This window comes from Pseudomonas sp. (assembly GCF_035277045.1).
GTDB lineage: Bacteria > Pseudomonadota > Gammaproteobacteria > Pseudomonadales > Pseudomonadaceae > Aquipseudomonas.
In genome coordinates, this window is the sequence record NZ_DATELE010000276.1 from 662,799 (window position 1) to 680,753 (window position 17,955).

General features: G+C 57.8%; 17 protein-coding genes. All 17 read right to left on the minus strand.

Annotated features, from left to right (window positions below):
• Positions 1–14 precede the first annotated feature (14 nt).
• A complete protein-coding gene (locus VJS90_RS19045) occupies positions 15–1,472 on the minus strand; it encodes an ATP-binding protein (RefSeq protein WP_207072819.1) in 1,458 nt (485 codons plus the stop codon).
• The gene (locus VJS90_RS19050) at positions 1,472–3,652 is read right to left on the minus strand and encodes a Mu transposase C-terminal domain-containing protein (protein ID WP_207072818.1); all 2,181 of its coding nucleotides are present in this window, start codon (positions 3,650–3,652) and stop codon (positions 1,472–1,474) included. The genes VJS90_RS19045 and VJS90_RS19050 overlap by 1 nt, the downstream gene beginning before the upstream one ends.
• The gene (locus tag VJS90_RS19055) at positions 3,649–4,563 is read right to left on the minus strand and encodes a TnsA endonuclease N-terminal domain-containing protein (RefSeq protein WP_207072817.1); all 915 of its coding nucleotides are present in this window, start codon (positions 4,561–4,563) and stop codon (positions 3,649–3,651) included. Before VJS90_RS19055 ends, VJS90_RS19050 begins: the two co-directional genes overlap by 4 nt.
• Positions 4,564–4,751: 188 nt before the next feature.
• Positions 4,752–6,587 carry a glutamine--fructose-6-phosphate transaminase (isomerizing) gene (gene glmS / locus VJS90_RS19060; protein WP_324123170.1) on the minus strand — a complete coding sequence of 612 codons (1,836 nt, stop codon included), beginning with the start codon at positions 6,585–6,587 and terminating at the stop codon, positions 4,752–4,754.
• A gap of 12 nt (positions 6,588–6,599) precedes the next feature.
• Positions 6,600–7,367 (minus strand): DeoR/GlpR family DNA-binding transcription regulator, encoded by a 768-nt coding sequence (locus VJS90_RS19065; RefSeq protein WP_324123171.1) that lies wholly within the window; start codon positions 7,365–7,367, stop codon positions 6,600–6,602.
• A gap of 140 nt (positions 7,368–7,507) precedes the next feature.
• A complete protein-coding gene (glmU, locus tag VJS90_RS19070) occupies positions 7,508–8,875 on the minus strand; it encodes a bifunctional UDP-N-acetylglucosamine diphosphorylase/glucosamine-1-phosphate N-acetyltransferase GlmU (protein WP_324123172.1) in 1,368 nt (455 codons plus the stop codon).
• A gap of 122 nt (positions 8,876–8,997) precedes the next feature.
• Positions 8,998–9,417 (minus strand): F0F1 ATP synthase subunit epsilon, encoded by a 420-nt coding sequence (locus VJS90_RS19075; protein WP_158460823.1) that lies wholly within the window; start codon positions 9,415–9,417, stop codon positions 8,998–9,000.
• A 43-nt stretch (positions 9,418–9,460) separates the two neighbouring features.
• Positions 9,461–10,837, minus strand: coding sequence for a F0F1 ATP synthase subunit beta (atpD, locus tag VJS90_RS19080; RefSeq protein WP_324123173.1), 1,377 nt, complete (start codon positions 10,835–10,837; stop codon positions 9,461–9,463).
• Positions 10,838–10,864: 27 nt separating this feature from the next.
• Entirely contained in the window at positions 10,865–11,725 is an 861-nt protein-coding gene (atpG, locus tag VJS90_RS19085) for a F0F1 ATP synthase subunit gamma (protein ID WP_324123174.1), read from the minus strand.
• Between the two features lie 48 nt (positions 11,726–11,773).
• Entirely contained in the window at positions 11,774–13,318 is a 1,545-nt protein-coding gene (gene atpA / locus VJS90_RS19090) for a F0F1 ATP synthase subunit alpha (RefSeq protein WP_324123175.1), read from the minus strand.
• Between the two features lie 21 nt (positions 13,319–13,339).
• On the minus strand, positions 13,340–13,876 hold the full coding sequence (locus VJS90_RS19095) for a F0F1 ATP synthase subunit delta (RefSeq protein ID WP_324123176.1): 537 nt from the start codon (positions 13,874–13,876) through the stop codon (positions 13,340–13,342).
• 12 nt (positions 13,877–13,888) lie between these two features.
• Entirely contained in the window at positions 13,889–14,359 is a 471-nt protein-coding gene (locus VJS90_RS19100) for a F0F1 ATP synthase subunit B (RefSeq protein WP_324123177.1), read from the minus strand.
• 61 nt (positions 14,360–14,420) lie between these two features.
• On the minus strand, positions 14,421–14,678 hold the full coding sequence (gene atpE / locus VJS90_RS19105) for a F0F1 ATP synthase subunit C (RefSeq protein ID WP_003097235.1): 258 nt from the start codon (positions 14,676–14,678) through the stop codon (positions 14,421–14,423).
• A gap of 142 nt (positions 14,679–14,820) precedes the next feature.
• Positions 14,821–15,690 (minus strand): F0F1 ATP synthase subunit A, encoded by an 870-nt coding sequence (gene atpB / locus VJS90_RS19110; RefSeq protein WP_324123178.1) that lies wholly within the window; start codon positions 15,688–15,690, stop codon positions 14,821–14,823.
• A gap of 16 nt (positions 15,691–15,706) precedes the next feature.
• Positions 15,707–16,114 (minus strand): F0F1 ATP synthase subunit I, encoded by a 408-nt coding sequence (locus tag VJS90_RS19115; RefSeq protein ID WP_324123179.1) that lies wholly within the window; start codon positions 16,112–16,114, stop codon positions 15,707–15,709.
• A gap of 149 nt (positions 16,115–16,263) precedes the next feature.
• On the minus strand, positions 16,264–17,136 hold the full coding sequence (locus VJS90_RS19120) for a ParB/RepB/Spo0J family partition protein (RefSeq protein ID WP_324123180.1): 873 nt from the start codon (positions 17,134–17,136) through the stop codon (positions 16,264–16,266).
• Positions 17,137–17,145: 9 nt separating this feature from the next.
• The gene (locus VJS90_RS19125) at positions 17,146–17,937 is read right to left on the minus strand and encodes a ParA family protein (protein ID WP_324123181.1); all 792 of its coding nucleotides are present in this window, start codon (positions 17,935–17,937) and stop codon (positions 17,146–17,148) included.
• Positions 17,938–17,955: the final 18 nt, after the last annotated feature.

The following is a 17,955-nucleotide window of genomic DNA, read 5'->3' on the forward strand; positions in this document are numbered from 1 at the left end:
CCCGCTCCCTACCATCACCAGAGATCTATTTTGCCGTCCAAGGTAGTAAAGCCCTTCTCGGCAGCAGTGGCTTCCCAGTCATCGGATTCCGCGATCTTCTGCGCGTCGCTAACTACCGAAGGATCAGCCACTGCAGCCAAATGGCCGCGTCTGCGACCGGCAGATTTCTCGGTTGTGTCAATCGACAGAGGGTCGGCCAAAGGGGTGAGGTGGATAAGCGATCCAGCTCGCCGTGCCTGGCGCAGACGAGCCGCAGCGAGCATCTGCGCCACCTGTTCACGGGCCGGCATCATGTCTTCGAAATCGCCAATTTGTAGTGGATCATGGCTGCGTAGAGCCTCTATCGGCTTATGCAGGATGATCATCTGCCGTTCATAGACTTTTCGGTAAAGGGCGGGGGTAATTTTCTCGTCGTTCGATAGTGCGTACCACTGGGTCAGCATCATCAATTTCGCCAGGAAATCAGTATTGCCCTGGCTCAGGTCGTACAATGTTTCGTTAAGCTCGGGCGTGAATTGGACCTGCTCCCTTGTCCAATTGTAGACAAGGAAGGTTTGAACCAAGGCACTCCATTCGTCATCTTGGATTTGAAACCGATCAAAGTAATAGTCGCTCATGCCAAGGGCACGCCTTGCATTTCGAACAACCTTAGAAAAAAGTTTGAAGGTAGAGTTCGTGCCGGAATAAACTAGCGGTATGCCCGAATCATTAGATAAAGTCAGGAAAAAGTTGAGAATGCGCTGCTTTGCTTCAGTATCAGCTAACAAATTTAGATTCTGTAACTCGTCAATAATTAGAACACCGACATTGAAACTGCGGCTGAGCTGACTGACATGCTGAAGCAGCATACTGACACTCGCTCTGGGCTTCATGTACCTATCAGTATAATCACTACCGATTGCTGCATCGAGCGCAGCGAAAAAAGCAGCACACATACCGCGCGGGGAACCATCGTGAGGACAATCAATTTTTAGCCAGACAACCTGTGTCCTATTCAAGGTCTTACCGGCATATCGCTTGTGGACAATCACTTGAGGATAGGTCTTGACCACGCTGTTTAGCATTGTAGTTTTCCCCATGCCACTCAGCCCAAAAATTGCGAGGGAGGATGCAGAGGATTTGAAGCCGCAATGCCGTAGTTGAGAATCGTCAGCTGCGTGAAGCATGGCCACAGCGTCCCGATCGAAGGGGTTTCGAGCAGTGTAGCCTGCCCTAATCAGTTGGCTTAGGGACGCTTCGAATTGAAGATGCAGTTCCATAGGTACAACAATGTCGCTAATACGGCTAACGCAGTGCGCTCTGAGCTTTGCACTCAATGCCATCTCTGCCGCGCTGGGAAATTCGGGAAAATTGCAGAGAAGTTCGCCTATAGCCTCATCTTCATGGATGGCGGGAAGCGCTTCTATCAGAGGGTTGCCGTCATAATGAGCGAGCCCGGTCGGGGTATAGATCGCAGCAGATGAGCGAAGCATTATTCAGGCCTTTTGAGCTTGGAGGAGATTAAACTCAAAACGACCTTCTTGCGCGCTGTGGGCTCGCGCGTCGGGACGTCTTGATCCGATGGCTCAGCGGAAGGTGACGCTGAGAGCGCCAAATCGTCGGTCGTCAATCGCGATAGATCTGCACTGTCTGCTGCGCGAAGCACCACTACCTCTGAATGGCGATTAGCTAACTTATTGGCCTTTGCCGCAGCTTTGGATGGCGGAGCGGGCGAGGCCTGTTTCATTTTTTTCGCTTGCTGGGATATTTCATCGTTGGCGTCTCTTGTCCGAGCTGCTTTGTTAAGCCGGTCGTACTCCTTGTCAGGTGATACTTGCTTCAAGATCGCAATTCGGTCTTCAACCTCCTCAAGCCGAAAACCGCTAAATTTTTCCTTCAGGTACTCAACTACATTTAAGCGAACGAAGCCCGCCCCATCACGGATCCAAACATTATCAACGCTATTTGGGTCGTACCAAACTTTCAACCGCTGGACGCCGAAGTTATGGGCTTTGGCAAACCATTCCTCGCGCTGAGCCAGGGCGCAGGTGTAATACACCCCTTTAAAGTAAATACCCGCTCGGCGTACAGTTGCTAGCGCGGAGGGTAATAGACCGATCTTAATCTCCGTATCCGTGCGAGTCTTTAGCCTCAGGAGATTATTCTCCATCCCCCACTTCCAAATATCGATCGGATAGAGTTCTATCTCATCCCGGACCATATCGTTAGTGGCGAGATGTGGTAAATGTAGGGTTGAGTTGTGGTAAAGGATTTCATTAATAATGATTGACGTGAATTGATCTAGATCGTACTGAGCATCCAGCTGATAATCGCGATCCCCACGCTCGTTTCTTCGAGCGTCGACGCCACCCGGCATGAACTTAAGGCTAAGCCCTTGATTAATGAGCTTGAAACGACTCTCTACGATCGACTTCCAATCAGGTCTGTAAGGGGGCGCAATTTTCAAAATCACATCAAGGGTGTTGGAAAACTCCTCGCCTGCATGACTAAGCAGCTCCGCCCGGTCTGCTGAAACCTCAGCCGGGATGTGATGGCACGGCCACTCATTCTCATCGATTGTTATGCCATAGCGCTTGCAATAATCCACTTTGCTTGTAAATGCGTTGTATAATGCATGGCGAGCACCCTCCCAGCTTGGACCTTCGAGTCCGACGTGTACTCCCACAATCATGCGCGAATAGGCATCCACTACAATATAAAGTACTGGCCTGCCTATGATCCAATTTCTATTCACACGATGGACGAGATAAATATCTGCGATAGTGGCGTCTATCTCATATCGATGAGCCGGGCCGGAAACACCATCTACAGCAGTACCTTTAATGGCGCGATGGTCTTTCAGCCAACGAATCTCACCGGCGTGAGACTTCAGTATAGACAAACGATCGAAGTATTGCCCCGAGTATCGTCTGAACTGGGTTATGGTCGGATGCTTACCGCGTTTGACATCTCCGACAGTTCCATCTGAATGAATCTCTCGATAGTAATTTTGGATCATCCAGTCGAAAGCCTTCCTAACTGAAGACTCCTGTTTGTTGACATATCTTAGGAAGGACGTCTCAATGCACGTCAAGTCAAAGTCATTGATTCGTATCGCTCGATCTTTCTTGACGATTCCACGGTAGAGCGGCGGTCTCCCTGGGTAAGCGCCCTCCTTGTAGACCTTCCGTTTTCCTGGGGCGCCCCACTTAGTCGATTGCCAAAGGAATACGTTTTTGGACTGACCATGCGCCCAATATCTATAGAGTAGCCTGTAGATCATCACTCGCGAAACGTTCAGCCTAGCCGCATGGTCAGCTACGAGCTTACCGAAGCCACCATCCACAAACATATCGCCGGCGTTTTTATCTACGACGATGTCTTTAATAAGCTTCCATGCTTTTTCGCGTGACAATTTCTCTTTATCACTGAGCTCGTCCTCATCCTTAAGCATGTATGCCGCAGGGAGGTCCTGCTCAACCCGGAGAATTCCCTGCTCCATCTCGTAGGAAATCTCCTCTACGCCGATCACGCCTGGCTTCTTTAAGGGGTACTCAAGCCCAATGATCAGCGCCTGCCCGGTACTATGGTTAATATCTATAATCCTTGAGACCGACTTTATTAAGGCGGATTCGAGCACCGGGACTAAGACATAATTAATGGGCAATTTCACAACGTGACCTCACCGAAATATACCGTTGCGGAGGGCACTGTTAGCCCCATCAGTGGCTTGGATATGCCGAGTTCGTACTCATCTAAATTAACTATAATTCGTTTATGCCAGATGAGATAGAAAACCAGTTCTTTTACGACCGAGTATTCTATGTAAACTTGCTGACTGATAAGCCGCAACAATCGTCTCAATGAAATACGCTCGATTTCGACCGGGTCGGCAGCACTCAGAAAGTGTAGAACCTTCTGAACGTTGTTGTCAGATGCAACAGACAAAGGCAAGTTAGCATAGCTTCGAATGATAATGAGATTCTTGATCTTCATGTGTGGAAGATCTTCGAAGAAGCATAGCTGAGATTCGACTCCACGCCGCGCCCAATACTCCTTCTCGATTTCTTGCTTTTCAAAGATGCGCTTTCGCTTTTCGACAGAAGCGTTAGCTATTTCACTTCGATATTTAAGTGAAATTGCGACAAGCGTCGTCGCATCAGATCCAGCGCGGGTGTAGCTAAGCATGAAGTCTGCGGTGTGAACGAAAGGCACATCCGTACCGATATACCGGGCGGGCTTGATATTTTTTTGCAACGCGATGGAGTAAGTTTCATCGTAATCAATCAGCGGGAACTGCTCACGGATGTCCGTGATGTCTGGATTGAACTCCATCAGAACGAAGAAACTGAATTCGCCATTGGACAAGCAGTGATGCCCGCGAGCGACCCGTACTCCGGGCACGACTCTGGACGTTCCCCTGGAGGGTACCGAGCGGATTTTTAGCCAAGGCCGGTAGGACTCACGTTCACCGCTGCCGACGCCTTTTTTGATCAACTTCCCGAGGTAATCCCTACTCACTAGCAGTCCCCGACGCGGATTGAAGGCCGCGGGAGGCTTCGGATTTGGCTGGGAGGGATTCATAGCGGTGCCAGCCTCGGAGCGCAAGATCGCTTGAAATCGACGATGCGGCCGCTAGACAGCCGCTTGAATCCCGATTTTACGCCTCCGAGGGGCTTGTTACCTACTTAATTTCGCTTGTTACCTACTTAATTTTTTTTGTTACTCCCTTTTTTAGGAAGCAACATCATTAGTTGCCCCAAACCCAACCCTTACTCCACCGTCACCGACTTCGCCAGATTCCGCGGCTGGTCAACGTCAGTCCCCTTCAACACCGCCACGTAGTACGACAGCAGCTGCAGCGGGATGGTGTAGAGGATCGGCGCGAGGGCATCGCTGATGTGCGGCACCTTGATGACGTAGGTGCCTTCGCCATTGGAAAGGCCGGCGTGCTCGTCAGCGAACACCACCAGCTGACCGCCACGAGCGCGGACTTCCTGCAGGTTCGACTTGAGCTTTTCCAGCAGCTCGTTGTTTGGCGCCACCGTCACGACCGGCATGTCGTTGTCGACCAGGGCCAGCGGGCCATGCTTGAGCTCGCCGGCGGGGTAGGCTTCGGCGTGGATGTAGGAGATTTCCTTGAGCTTGAGGGCCCCTTCCATCGCCACCGGGAACTGCGCGCCACGGCCCAGGAACAGGGTGTGGTGCTTGTCGGCGAACAGCTCGGCGGTTTTCTCGACCGTGGTGTCCATTGCCAGCGCTTCACCCAGGCGGGTCGGCAGACGGCGCAGTTCATCGACCAGCTCGGCTTCGACGCCAGCGCCGAGGGTGCCACGCACCTGGCCCAGCGCCAGGGTCAGCAGCATCAGGGACACCAGCTGGGTGGTGAAGGCCTTGGTCGAGGCGACGCCGATTTCCGGGCCGGCCAAGGTCAGCAGGGTCAGGTCGGACTCGCGCACCAGCGAGCTGATGCCGACGTTGCAGATCGCCAGGCTGCCCAGGAAGCCCAGCTCCTTGGCGTTGCGCAGGGCGGCCAGGGTATCGGCGGTTTCACCGGACTGGGAGATGGACACGAACAGCGTGTCGGGCTGCACGACTACCTTGCGGTAGCGGAACTCGCTGGCCACTTCCACCTGGCAGGGTATGCCGGCCAGGCTTTCGAGCCAGTAACGGGCGACCATGCCGGCGTGGTAGCTGGTGCCGCAGGCGACGATCTGCACGTTGCGCACCTTGGCGAACAGTTCGGCAGCCTGTGGGCCGAAGGCCTGGACCAGTACATGGTCCTTGCCCAGGCGCCCTTCCAGGGTGCGCTGGACAACGGCGGGCTGCTCGTGGATTTCCTTGAGCATGAAGTGACGGTAGGCGCCCTTGTCGGCGGCTTCCGCGCCTTCGTGGTACTGCACGGTTTCGCGCTGGACGGGCTGGCCGGCCTGGTCCCAGATGGTCACCTGGTCACGGCGGATCTCGGCGATGTCGCCCTCCTCCAGGTACATGAACCGGTCGGTGACCTGGCGCAGGGCCAGCTGGTCGGAGGCCAGGAAGTTCTCGCCATGGCCCAGGCCGATCACCAGCGGGCTGCCGCTGCGGGCGGCGACCAGGCGGTCTGGCTGCTCCAGGTTGATGACTGCCAGGCCGTAGGCGCCGTGCAGCTGCTTGACGGCTGCCTTCAAGGCCTCGGTCAGGTCCGGTACGGTCTTGAGGGTGTGGTGCAGCAGGTGAACGATGACCTCGGTGTCAGTCTCGGAGCTGAACACATAACCGAGGTCCTTGAGCTCGTGGCGCAGGGCTTCGTGGTTCTCGATGATGCCGTTGTGCACCACCGCGACCTGGTCGCCGGAGAAATGCGGGTGGGCGTTGTGCTCGCTCGGGGCGCCGTGGGTGGCCCAACGGGTGTGGGCGATGCCCAGCTGGCCCACCAGCGGGTCGGCGGTGACGGCGGCTTCCAGCTCGCTGACCTTGCCGATGCGGCGGCGGCGTTCCAGCTCGCCATGCTGGCTGAAGACCGCCAGGCCGGCGCTGTCGTAACCGCGATACTCCAGGCGCTTGAGGCCTTCGATCAGGATGCTTGTGATATTGCGCTCGGCAACTGCACCAACGATTCCACACATATGATGTTGCTCCTAGCTGATAGCGGCACAGATCAGGTTGATGCCGCGGGCTTGAATGTGTTCGCGCGCCTCGGTGGGCAGGCGGTCATCTGTAATCAAGGTGTTCACGCTGCTCCAGGGCAGCTCGAGGTTGGGTATCTTGCGCCCGACCTTGTCCGACTCGACCATGACGATCACTTCGCGGGCCACTTCCGCCATCACGCGGGACAGGCCCAGCAGCTCGTTGAAGGTGGTGGTCCCGCGTTCGAGATCGATGCCGTCGGCACCGATGAACAGCTGGTCGAAGTCGTACGAACGCAACACCTGCTCGGCCACTTGCCCCTGGAACGACTCCGAATGCGGGTCCCAGGTGCCGCCGGTCATCAGCAGCACGGGCTCGTGCTCCAGATCGCCGAGTGCCCGTGCGACATTCAGCGAGTTGGTCATGACCACCAGCCCTGGCTGGTGGCCCAGCTCGGGAATCATGGCGGCGGTGGTACTGCCGCTGTCGACGATGATCCGCGCATGCTCACGGATGCGCCCCACCGCGGCCCTGGCGATGGCCTGCTTGTAGAGGGACACAGGCTGGGCCGCGTCACCAATCAGTTCCTGTGGCATGGTCACCGCGCCACCGTAGCGGCGCAGCAGCAGCCCATTGGTTTCAAGGGCCGCCAGGTCCTTGCGGATGGTGACCTCCGAGGTTTCGAAGCGCTTGGCCAGGGCGTCGACGCTTACCTCGCCCTGTTCATTGAGCAAGGCCAGGATGTTGTGACGACGCTGGGGGGTGTTACGCTTCGACATGGCGCGCTAAGTTTCGTTTCGAAAGTTAATAGTTGCAATCAAAACCTATGAAGGGCGTTTCGTCAAGTCGGCTCAGGAATCGCGCCCATGAAAAAGCCGGCTCATCTGCATGAGCCGGCTTTTTTTGCCTGTGGATAACCTTAGTCTTTCTTGATCTTCACAGGTCGTGCCCAGCCATCGATATTGCGCTGACGCGCCCGCGCCACCGCCAGTTGCTTCGCATCGACATTCTGCGTGATGGTCGAGCCCGCGGCAGTAGTCGCCCCCGCCTGGATATCCACAGGTGCTACCAGCGAATTGTTCGACCCGATGAACACGTCCTCACCCAGGACCGTCCTGAACTTGTTGGCTCCATCGTAGTTGCAGGTGATGGTACCGGCGCCGATGTTGGAGCGCGCGCCGATCTCGGCATCGCCCAGGTAGGTCAGGTGACCCGCTTTGGCACCCTCGCCCAGGTGGGCATTCTTCAGCTCGACAAAGTTACCCACATGGGCACGGGCCTCCAGCACGGTGCCCGGACGAATACGCGCGAACGGACCCGCATCGCTGCCCTCTCCCAGCACGGCACCGTCGAGATGGCTGTTGGCCTTCACTACCGCGCCCTTGCGCAGGGTGCTGTCCTTGATCACGCAGTTCGGGCCGATCTGGACGTCGTCCTCGATCACTACCTTGCCTTCGAGAATGACGTTGACATCGATCAGCACATCACGGCCCACGGTCACCTCCCCCCGCACGTCGAAGCGTGCCGGATCGCGCAAGGTCACGCCTTGGGCCATCAGGCGGCGGCCTTCACGCAGCTGGTAGTGGCGTTCAAGCTCGGCCAGCTGGCGGCGGTCATTGGCACCCTGCACTTCCATCGGGTCGAGCGGCTGCTCGGTCGCCACCACCAGGCCATCGGCCACGGCCATGGCGATCACGTCGGTCAGGTAGTACTCGCCCTGGGCGTTGTTGTTGGACAAGCGGCCCAACCAGTCACTCAGGCGCGCGGCCGGCACGGCGAGGATGCCGGTGTTGCCTTCCTGGATGGCCTTCTGCGCATCGCTGGCGTCCTTGTGCTCGACGATCGCCTGCACCTTGCCCTGTCCGTCCCGCACGATACGGCCATAGCCGGTCGGGTCGGCGAGCGTGACGGTCAGCAGGCCCAGCTGTTCATCGTTGACCTTGGCCAGCAAGCGCTCAAGGGTCTCGACCTCAATCAGCGGGACATCCCCGTACAGAATCAGCACCGTCTCGGCACTCAGCGCCGGCAGTGCCTGGGCCACGGCATGGCCGGTACCCAGCTGCTGGTCCTGCAGGACGAAGTTCAGGTCATCGGCGCTCAGCTGCTCGCGTACCCGTTCGGCGCCATGGCCGATCACCACGTGGATACCCTGAGGCTGAAGCTGGCGCGCGCTGTGGATAACATGACCCAGCATGGAGTTGCCGGCGACAGGGTGCAGCACCTTGGGCAGCGCCGAGCGCATGCGGGTCCCTTGGCCAGCGGCAAGAATAACGATATCGAGTGACATTGACTGGCTACCAATCCTGGGCGGTCAGTGGAATGACCGGATGAGAAATTCGGAAAAAGAAAAAGGGTAGCCGAGGCTACCCTTTTACTCAATCGCAACGAAAGTATCCGACCTGGGCCAGATTACTTGCCCTTGCGCATTTGCTGGACGGTACGCAGCTGGGCTGCGGCCTCGGCCAGTCGCGCGGCAGCGGCGCCGTAATCGAACTCCGCGCCTTTCGCGTTCAGGGCGTTCTCGGCAGCCTTGAGGGCTTCCTGAGCCTGAGCTTCGTCCAGGTCTGCAGCACGTTGCACGGTATCGGCAAGCACCTTGACCATGTTCGGCTGGACCTCGAGGAAACCACCAGAGATGTAGAACACCTCTTGGGCGCCACCCTGCTTGGTCAGCGTGATCGGACCAGGCTTGAGATTGGTGATCAACGGCGCGTGGCCCGGAGCGATACCAAGATCACCCAGGTTACCGTGCGCAACCACCATCTCGACCAGACCGGAGAAGATTTCCCCTTCCGCGCTGACGATATCGCAATGGACTGTCATAGCCATCTGCTTGCCTCAACCTGATAGCGCCCCTCGCGGGGCGCCGGGATTACAGTTTCTTGGCTTTCTCGACCGCTTCTTCGATGCTGCCGACCATGTAGAACGCTTGTTCTGGCAAGTGGTCGTAGTCACCTTTGAGGATGCCGCTGAAGCCTGCGATGGTGTCTTTCAGGGAAACGTATTTGCCTGGAGAACCGGTGAAGACTTCTGCCACGAAGAACGGCTGGGACAGGAAACGCTGGATCTTACGAGCGCGGGATACCAGCTGCTTGTCGGCTTCGGACAGTTCGTCCATACCGAGGATCGCAATGATGTCCTTCAGCTCTTTGTAGCGCTGCAGCACGTACTGGACGCCGCGAGCGGTGTCGTAGTGCTCGTTGCCGATCACGTTCGGGTCCAGCTGGCGCGAAGTCGAGTCCAGTGGATCGACCGCTGGGTAGATACCCAGGGAGGCGATGTCACGGGACAGTACGACGGTGGCGTCCAAGTGGGCGAAGGTGGTCGCCGGCGACGGGTCGGTCAGGTCGTCCGCAGGTACGTATACGGCCTGGACGGAGGTGATCGAACCTTCCTTGGTGGAGGTGATGCGCTCTTGCAGAACGCCCATCTCTTCAGCCAGGGTCGGCTGGTAACCTACTGCCGAAGGCATACGGCCCAGCAGTGCGGATACTTCGGTACCGGCCAGGGTGTAACGATAGATGTTGTCGACGAACAGCAGAACGTCGTTACCTTCGTCACGGAACTTCTCGGCCATGGTCAGGCCGGTCAGCGCTACGCGCAGACGGTTTCCTGGTGGCTCGTTCATCTGACCGTAGACCAGCGCTACCTTGTCGAGAACGTTGGAGTCCTTCATCTCGTGGTAGAAGTCGTTACCCTCACGAGTACGCTCACCCACACCAGCGAACACGGAGTAACCGCTGTGTTCCATGGCGATGTTACGGATCAGTTCCATCATGTTTACGGTCTTGCCGACACCGGCACCACCGAACAGACCAACCTTGCCACCCTTGGCGAACGGGCAAACCAGGTCGATGACCTTGATGCCGGTTTCCAGCAGGTCGTTGCCGCCTGCCTGATCAGCGAACGAAGGCGCTGGCTGGTGGATACCGCGACGCTCTTCTTCGCCGATCGGGCCGGCTTCGTCGATCGGGTTGCCCAGTACGTCCATGATACGGCCGAGAGTGGCCTTACCAACCGGAACGGAAATGGCAGCGCCAGTGTCGACGACATCCAGACCGCGCTTCAAGCCTTCGGTCGAACCCATGGCAATGGTACGAACCACGCCGTCGCCCAGCTGCTGCTGGACTTCGAGGGTGGTTTCCGCGCCTTGTACTTTCAGCGCGTTGTAGACACTCGGAACGACGTCACGTGGAAATTCCACGTCGATGACGGCGCCGATGATTTGAACGATACGTCCGCTACTCATAGCTGGATCCTCTGAATATTTGAACCGTTAAACCGCGGCTGCGCCGCCGACGATTTCCGAGATCTCCTGGGTGATCGCAGCCTGACGCGCCTTGTTGTAGATCAGCTGGAGCTCTTTGATCAAATCACCGGCGTTATCTGTGGCGTTCTTCATGGCGATCATCCGGGCCGCTTGCTCAGCAGCGTTGTTCTCGACCACCGCCTGGTAGACCTGCGACTCCACGTAACGCACCATCAAGCCGTCAAGCAGCTCCTTGGCATCGGGTTCGTAGAGGTAGTCCCAGTGGTGCTTGAGTTCCTGATCCGGGGTTGCCACCAACGGTACCAGCTGCTCTACCGTCGGTTGTTGCGTCATGGTATTGATAAACTTGTTCGACACCACGGACAGACGGTCGATACGACCATCCAGGTAGGCATCCAGCATGACCTTGACGCTGCCGATCAGATCGTTGATCGATGGCTCTTCGCCCAGGTGGCTGATTGCCGCGACGACGTTACCGCCGAAGCTGCGGAAAAACGCCGCACCTTTGCTGCCGATCACGCACAGGTCGATTTCGACGGCCTGTTCGCGGTTGGCGTTCATGTCCTTGACCAGGGCCTTGAACAGGTTGGTGTTCAAGCCACCGCACAGACCACGGTCACTGCTCACCACGACATAACCGACGCGCTTTACTTCGCGATCGATCATGAACGGGTGGCGGTATTCCGGGTTGGCGTTGGCCAGATGACCGATAACCTGGCGGATACGCTCCGCATAAGGACGGCTAGCAGCCATGCGCATTTGAGCCTTGCGCATTTTGCTGACCGCCACTTTTTCCATGGCGCTGGTAATTTTTTGCGTGCTTTTGATGCTCGCAATCTTACTGCGAATCTCTTTTGCGCCTGCCATGTATCACCTATGAGGTTAGCAAGCGGGGGCCTGGGCCCCCGCTGCGGCTTACCAGGTCTGGGTGGCCTTGAACTTCTCGATACCGGCTTTCAGGCCTGCGTCGATTTCGTCGTTGAAGTCACCCTTCACGTTGATCTTCGCCATCAGTTCAGCGTGATCACGGTTGAAGAAGGCGATCAGTGCTTGCTCGAAGCTGCCGATCTTGGAGACTTCTACGTCAGTCAGGAAGCCACGCTCAGCGGCGTACAGCGACAGGGCCATGTCCGCGATGGACATCGGCGCGTACTGCTTCTGCTTCATCAGCTCGGTAACGCGCTGACCATGCTCCAGCTGCTTGCGGGTCGCTTCGTCCAGATCGGACGCGAACTGGGCGAATGCAGCCAGTTCACGGTACTGAGCCAGTGCGGTACGAATACCACCGGACAGCTTCTTGATGATCTTGGTCTGAGCGGCACCACCTACACGCGATACCGAAACACCGGCGTTCACTGCAGGGCGGATGCCCGAGTTGAACATGGCCGATTCCAGGAAGATCTGACCGTCGGTGATCGAGATCACGTTGGTCGGAACGAACGCCGAAACGTCGCCAGCCTGGGTTTCGATGATCGGCAGAGCGGTCAGGGAACCGGTCTTGCCAGTCACGGCGCCATTGGTGAACTTCTCTACGTACTCTTCCGAAACGCGCGATGCACGCTCCAGCAGACGGGAGTGGAGATAGAACACGTCGCCTGGGTACGCTTCACGTCCTGGTGGACGGCGCAGCAGCAGGGAGATCTGACGGTACGCAACGGCCTGCTTGGACAGGTCATCGTAGACGATCAGTGCGTCTTCACCGCGGTCACGGAAGAACTCGCCCATGGTGCAACCGGCGTATGGCGCCAGGAATTGCAACGCGGCGGATTCCGAAGCACTGGCAACCACCACGATGGTGTTGGCCATTGCGCCGTTTTCTTCCAGCTTGCGAACGATGTTGGCAACGGTGGAGCGCTTCTGGCCGACGGCAACATAAACACAGAAAATACCGCTGTCTTTCTGGTTGATGATGGCGTCGATCGCCATGGCGGTCTTGCCGATCTGACGGTCACCGATGATCAGCTCACGCTGGCCACGGCCGACAGGGATCATGGCGTCGACGGATTTGTAACCAGTCTGTACAGGCTGGTCTACCGACTTACGCCAGATCACGCCCGGAGCAACTTTCTCGACCGCATCGGTCTCGGTGTTGCCCAGAGGGCCTTTGCCGTCGATCGGGTTGCCCAGTGCGTCGACAACGCGACCCAGCAGTTCCTTACCAACCGGAACCTCGAGGATGCGGCCGGTGCACTTGGCGCTCATGCCTTCGGCGAGGGTGTCGTATGCGCCCAGTACTACCGCACCAACGGAGTCTTGCTCCAGGTTGAGGGCCATACCGAACACGCCACCCGGAAACTCGATCATTTCGCCGTACATGACGTCGGCCAGACCGTGAATCCGCACGATACCGTCAGAAACGCTGACGACGGTACCTTCGTTGCGGGCTTGAGAGGTGACATCGAGTTTCTCGATGCGACCCTTGATGATTTCACTTATTTCGGAAGGATTGAGTTGCTGCATTGCTCTGCTGCCCCTTCAAACTCAAGATTTCAATGCTTCGGCCAGTTTCGCGATTTTGCCGCGAACAGAGCCATCGATTACCAGGTCACCGGCGCGGATAACGACGCCGCCGATCAGGCTGGCATCCTCCGTCGCATGCAGGCGCACTTCCCGGCTGAGCCGTGCACTGAGAACCTTGGCGAGTTTGTCTTGCTGTTCTTGGTTCAACGCAAAAGCACTGGTGACTTCCACGTCCACGGATTTTTCCTGCTCGGCCTTGTACAGGTCGAACAAGGCGGCAATCTCCGGCAACAGCAGGAGACGGTCGTTTTCCGCGGCAACATGAATGAAATTCTGTGCCTCTACATCAAACTTGTCACCGCACACGTCAATAAACGCGGCGGCCTTTTCTGCGCTCGTCAGTCGCGGGGCCTTGAGCAGGCGCTGCATGGTGCCGTCTTGCGACACCGCAGCAGCCAGGCCGAGCATGGCTGACCAATTGGCCAGTTGCTGATGGGCCTGGGCGTGCTCGAAGGCTGCCTTAGCGTAAGGTCGGGCCAACGTGGTCAGTTCTGCCATGATCGCCCTCGCTTAAATTTCAGCGGCCAGTTTGTCAACCAGCTCCGCATGCGCGTTTCGATCGATTGTGGCGCCCAGGATCTTCTCGGCACCGCCGACGGCCAGGCTACCCACTTGGGCGCGCAGCGCGTCTTTGACGCTGTTGATTTCCTGTTCGATCTCGGCTTGAGCCTGAGCCTTCACACGGTCAGCTTCGACGCGGGCCTGGTCACGGGCTTCCTCGACGATCTGAGCACCGCGTTTCTTGGCTTGCTCAATGATTTCGGCTGCCTGAGCTTTAGCTTCGCGCAGTTGCTGACCCACTTTATCTTGGGCCAGCTCCAGGTCGCGAGCTGCTCGGTTGGCAGCGTCCAGTCCATCCGCGATCTTTTTCTGGCGTTCTTGCAGAGCCGCGATGACCGGAGGCCACACGAACTTCATGCAGAACAGCACAAAGATAAAGAACGCAACGGACTGGCCAATCAGGGTTGCATTAATGTTCACGCCAACACCTCGCTCGTTCTTAGTCCATCACACCGCAAATCAACTCGTTGAAAACGAGTGATTAGCCAGCGATTTGACCGACGAAGGGGTTCGCGAAGGTGAAGAACAGTGCGATACCAACACCGATCATGGTTACGGCGTCGAGCAGACCGGCAACGATGAACATCTTGACCTGCAGCATCGGAACCATTTCTGGCTGACGAGCAGCGCCTTCCAGGAACTTGCCGCCCAGCAGGCCGAAACCAATGGCGGTGCCCAGAGCACCCAGACCGATCAGCAGAGCAACAGCGATAGCGGTAAGACCAACTACAGTTTCCATCTTTCCTCCCGACTTTTACGTCGTATTGGTTAGGTTTTTTAATTTGAAGCGGTAAAACAAATCGTTTCGTACAACTGCCCTTGCGGACTTTTTAAGCCCTCCCCCATGCCGGCGGGAAGGCTATCAGACACGCCAGGCGGTCTTAATGGTTATCTTCGTGAGCCATCGACAGGTAGACGATGGTAAGCATCATGAAGATGAAAGCTTGCAGGGTGATGATCAGGATGTGGAACACCGCCCACGCCCATTGCAGCACCACACCCAGGCCGCTGAGCCACAACAGGCCCGAGCCGAACATGACCGCGATCAGGATGAACACCAGTTCGCCGGCGTACATGTTGCCGAACAGACGCAGTGCCAGCGAGATCGGCTTGGCGATCAGGGTGACGAACTCGAGCAGGAAGTTGACCGGGATCAGCAGGATCTGCACGAAGATGTTCTTGCTGCCGAACGGGTGCAGGGTCAGTTCACCCAGGAAGCCGCCCAGGCCCTTGATCTTGATGCTGTAGAAGATGATCAGGGCGAACACGCAGAAGGCCATGGCCAGAGTCGCGTTCGGGTCGGTGGTCGATACCGCGCGGAACGGAATGTGCGAATCGCCAGTGATCATGATCGCCAGCTGGGGAATCCAGTCGACCGGTACCAGGTCGACGGCGTTCATCAGGAACACCCAGACGAAGATGGTCAGCGCCAGCGGGGCGATGACCGCGCTGCGGCCATGGAACGAGTCCTTGACGCTGCCGTGGACGAATTCGACCAGCACCTCGACGAAGTTCTGCAGGCCGCCAGGCTGACCGGAGGTCGCCTTCTTCGCCGCCATGCGGAACAACAGGATGAAGATCAGACCCAGTGCAACGGACCAGCCCAGGGTGTCCACGTGGAACGCCCAGAAGCCCATTGCCTTGGCTTCCGCAGCCGAATGGGCAAAGCCCCAGCCGCCGTCTGGTAGTTGACCGTAGGTCAGGTTCTGCAAGTGGTGCTGGATATAGCCCGAAGCGGTTTCTTCTGCCATGGTTGCCTCAAACGCCCTAAGGTCTCGAAAGTCTTTTATTCATCAGCAGGGGCGCGAACCAGCTGACCAATAGGGTCAGCACGAAGACGCCGAAGACTGCTAACGGCGCCAGTGGCTTCACTCCTGCGAAGGTCAGTGCGAACAGCACTGCCGTCAAAATCAATTTGCCTGCCTCGCCTGCGTAGAACGACCTGACGATGGCCTGTGCCGCCCTGGCCCCGCTGAAGCGAAATGCCTTCCAGGCGAAATACACATTGGGCAGCCAGGCAATCAGCCCTCCGCAGAGACCTGAATATCCACTGACCACCCCTTGCCACTGCCACAACACCAAAGTTGCCAGCAGAAATACCACGCATTGAGCCAGCAGTACCGGGAAAACTGCCCAGCGATGGAAAGGCAGGCGGTTTGGCGTGCGGGTTTCCATCACTACTGCTCCTCGTGAGTCGACCGCCCAGTCAGCAATGACTTGGCATAATTTGTGCCGACAAAATGCGCGCAGAGTATAGGGGTGGATTAACCCCTATTCAACTATTGGGTAGTGATTTCCGACTGCGCGCTACAACGGGAATTGTTTCAGCGGATGTGAGCGAGGACGCCTTGCAACTCATCGAGCGAGTTGTAGCGGATAACCAGCTGACCCTTGCCCTTGTTTCCGTGACGAATCTGTACAGCCGAGCCCAGGCGCTCTGCGAGACGCTGTTCAAGGCGTGTGATATCCGGATCAGGTTTGCCCGGTTCGACCGGCTCAGGCTTGCCGTTGAGCCACTGGCGAACCAGTGCTTCAGTCTGGCGCACGGTCAGTCCGCGTGCGACAACATGACGCGCCCCTTCGACCTGCTGATCTTCGCCCAGACCGAGCAAAGCACGCGCATGACCCATCTCGAGGTCACCATGGGCGAGCAGGATCTTGATCTCTTCTGGCAGCGAAATCAGACGCAACAGGTTGGCGACGGTCACCCGCGACTTGCCCACGGCATCGGCCACCTGCTGCTGGGTCAGTTCGAACTCCTGCTGCAGGCGCTGCAAGGCCATGGCCTCTTCCAGCGGGTTGAGGTCCTCGCGCTGGATGTTCTCGATCAGGGCCATGGCGATGGCGGCCTCGTCGGGCACCTCGCGGACCATGGCCGGGACGGTATCCAGGCCGGCCAGCTGGGTGGCGCGCCAGCGGCGCTCGCCAGCGATGATCTCGAAGCGGTCGTCGCCAATCGGCCGGACCACGATCGGTTGCATGACGCCCTGAGAGCGGATCGAATTCGCCAGCTCCTCGAGCGCCTCCTGATCCATGTCGCGGCGTGGCTGGTACTTGCCACGCTGGATCAGCTCGACCGGCACGTGTTGCAGCTCGTTCTGGGCGACCTTGACAGCCTGCTCTTCGAGCGCGCTGACGGTAGGACCACTGAGCAGTGCATCCAACCCACGTCCGAGACCTCGTTTCTTAACGGCCATGCGGATTCCTTAAGTTGTCTGCGCAGCGCGCGCGGGTCGGCGCTGACGGCGTACCAGCTCACTGGCCAGGGCCAGGTAGGCCAGCGCGCCACGTGATTGCTTGTCGTAGGCCAGGGCCGGCATGCCGAAGCTCGGTGCCTCTGCCAGGCGGATGTTGCGCGGAATCACCGTGTCATAGAGCTGATCGCCGAAATGCTGCTTGAGCTGCGCCGACACGTCGTTGTTCAGGCTCAGGCGCGGGTCGAACATGGTCCGCAGCAAGCCTTCGATCTTGAGCTCGGGGTTGAGCCGGTCACCGATTCGCTTGATGTTGTCCACCAGGTCGCTCAAGCCCTCAAGCGCGTAATACTCGCACTGCATCGGGATGATCACGCCGTCGGAGGCGACCAGGCCGTTGAGGGTCAGCATCGACATCGACGGCGGGCAGTCGATGAGAATGAAATCGTAGTTCTCGCGGATAGGCGCCAGCGCCGTGCGCAGGCGGCTTTCCTTCATCTGCATTTCCAGCAGCACCACTTCCGCGGCCGTGAGGTCGCGGTTGGCGGGCAGCAGCTGGTAGCCACCGTGCTCGGAAACGTGCATGGCCTGGGCGAGATCGCATTCACCGATCAGCAGGTCATAGACCGAATGCTCCAGGTCGTGCTTGTCCACGCCACTACCCGTAGTGGCGTTGCCCTGTGGATCGAGATCGATCAGCAGCACGCGTCGCTTGGTCGCGACCAGCGATGCGGCGAGATTGATACAGGTGGTGGTCTTGCCCACACCACCTTTCTGGTTCGCTATTGCGAATACCTTAGCCATTGTTGCGTGTGTTCCCCA

Bases quoted from the DNA above. Each gene is read 5' to 3' on its own strand.
- VJS90_RS19045 (WP_207072819.1), bottom strand. From the start codon at position 1,472: ATGCTTCGCTCATCTGCTGCGATCTATACCCCGACCGGGCTCGCTCAT.
- VJS90_RS19055 (WP_207072817.1), bottom strand. From the start codon at position 4,563: ATGAATCCCTCCCAGCCAAATCCGAAGCCTCCCGCGGCCTTCAATCCG.
- glmS (WP_324123170.1), bottom strand. From the start codon at position 6,587: ATGTGTGGAATCGTTGGTGCAGTTGCCGAGCGCAATATCACAAGCATC.
- VJS90_RS19065 (WP_324123171.1), bottom strand. From the start codon at position 7,367: ATGTCGAAGCGTAACACCCCCCAGCGTCGTCACAACATCCTGGCCTTG.
- glmU (WP_324123172.1), bottom strand. From the start codon at position 8,875: ATGTCACTCGATATCGTTATTCTTGCCGCTGGCCAAGGGACCCGCATG.
- VJS90_RS19075 (WP_158460823.1), bottom strand. From the start codon at position 9,417: ATGGCTATGACAGTCCATTGCGATATCGTCAGCGCGGAAGGGGAAATC.
- atpD (WP_324123173.1), bottom strand. From the start codon at position 10,837: ATGAGTAGCGGACGTATCGTTCAAATCATCGGCGCCGTCATCGACGTG.
- atpG (WP_324123174.1), bottom strand. From the start codon at position 11,725: ATGGCAGGCGCAAAAGAGATTCGCAGTAAGATTGCGAGCATCAAAAGC.
- atpA (WP_324123175.1), bottom strand. From the start codon at position 13,318: ATGCAGCAACTCAATCCTTCCGAAATAAGTGAAATCATCAAGGGTCGC.
- VJS90_RS19095 (WP_324123176.1), bottom strand. From the start codon at position 13,876: ATGGCAGAACTGACCACGTTGGCCCGACCTTACGCTAAGGCAGCCTTC.
- atpE (WP_003097235.1), bottom strand. From the start codon at position 14,678: ATGGAAACTGTAGTTGGTCTTACCGCTATCGCTGTTGCTCTGCTGATC.
- atpB (WP_324123178.1), bottom strand. From the start codon at position 15,690: ATGGCAGAAGAAACCGCTTCGGGCTATATCCAGCACCACTTGCAGAAC.
- VJS90_RS19115 (WP_324123179.1), bottom strand. From the start codon at position 16,114: ATGGAAACCCGCACGCCAAACCGCCTGCCTTTCCATCGCTGGGCAGTT.
- VJS90_RS19120 (WP_324123180.1), bottom strand. From the start codon at position 17,136: ATGGCCGTTAAGAAACGAGGTCTCGGACGTGGGTTGGATGCACTGCTC.
- VJS90_RS19125 (WP_324123181.1), bottom strand. From the start codon at position 17,937: ATGGCTAAGGTATTCGCAATAGCGAACCAGAAAGGTGGTGTGGGCAAG.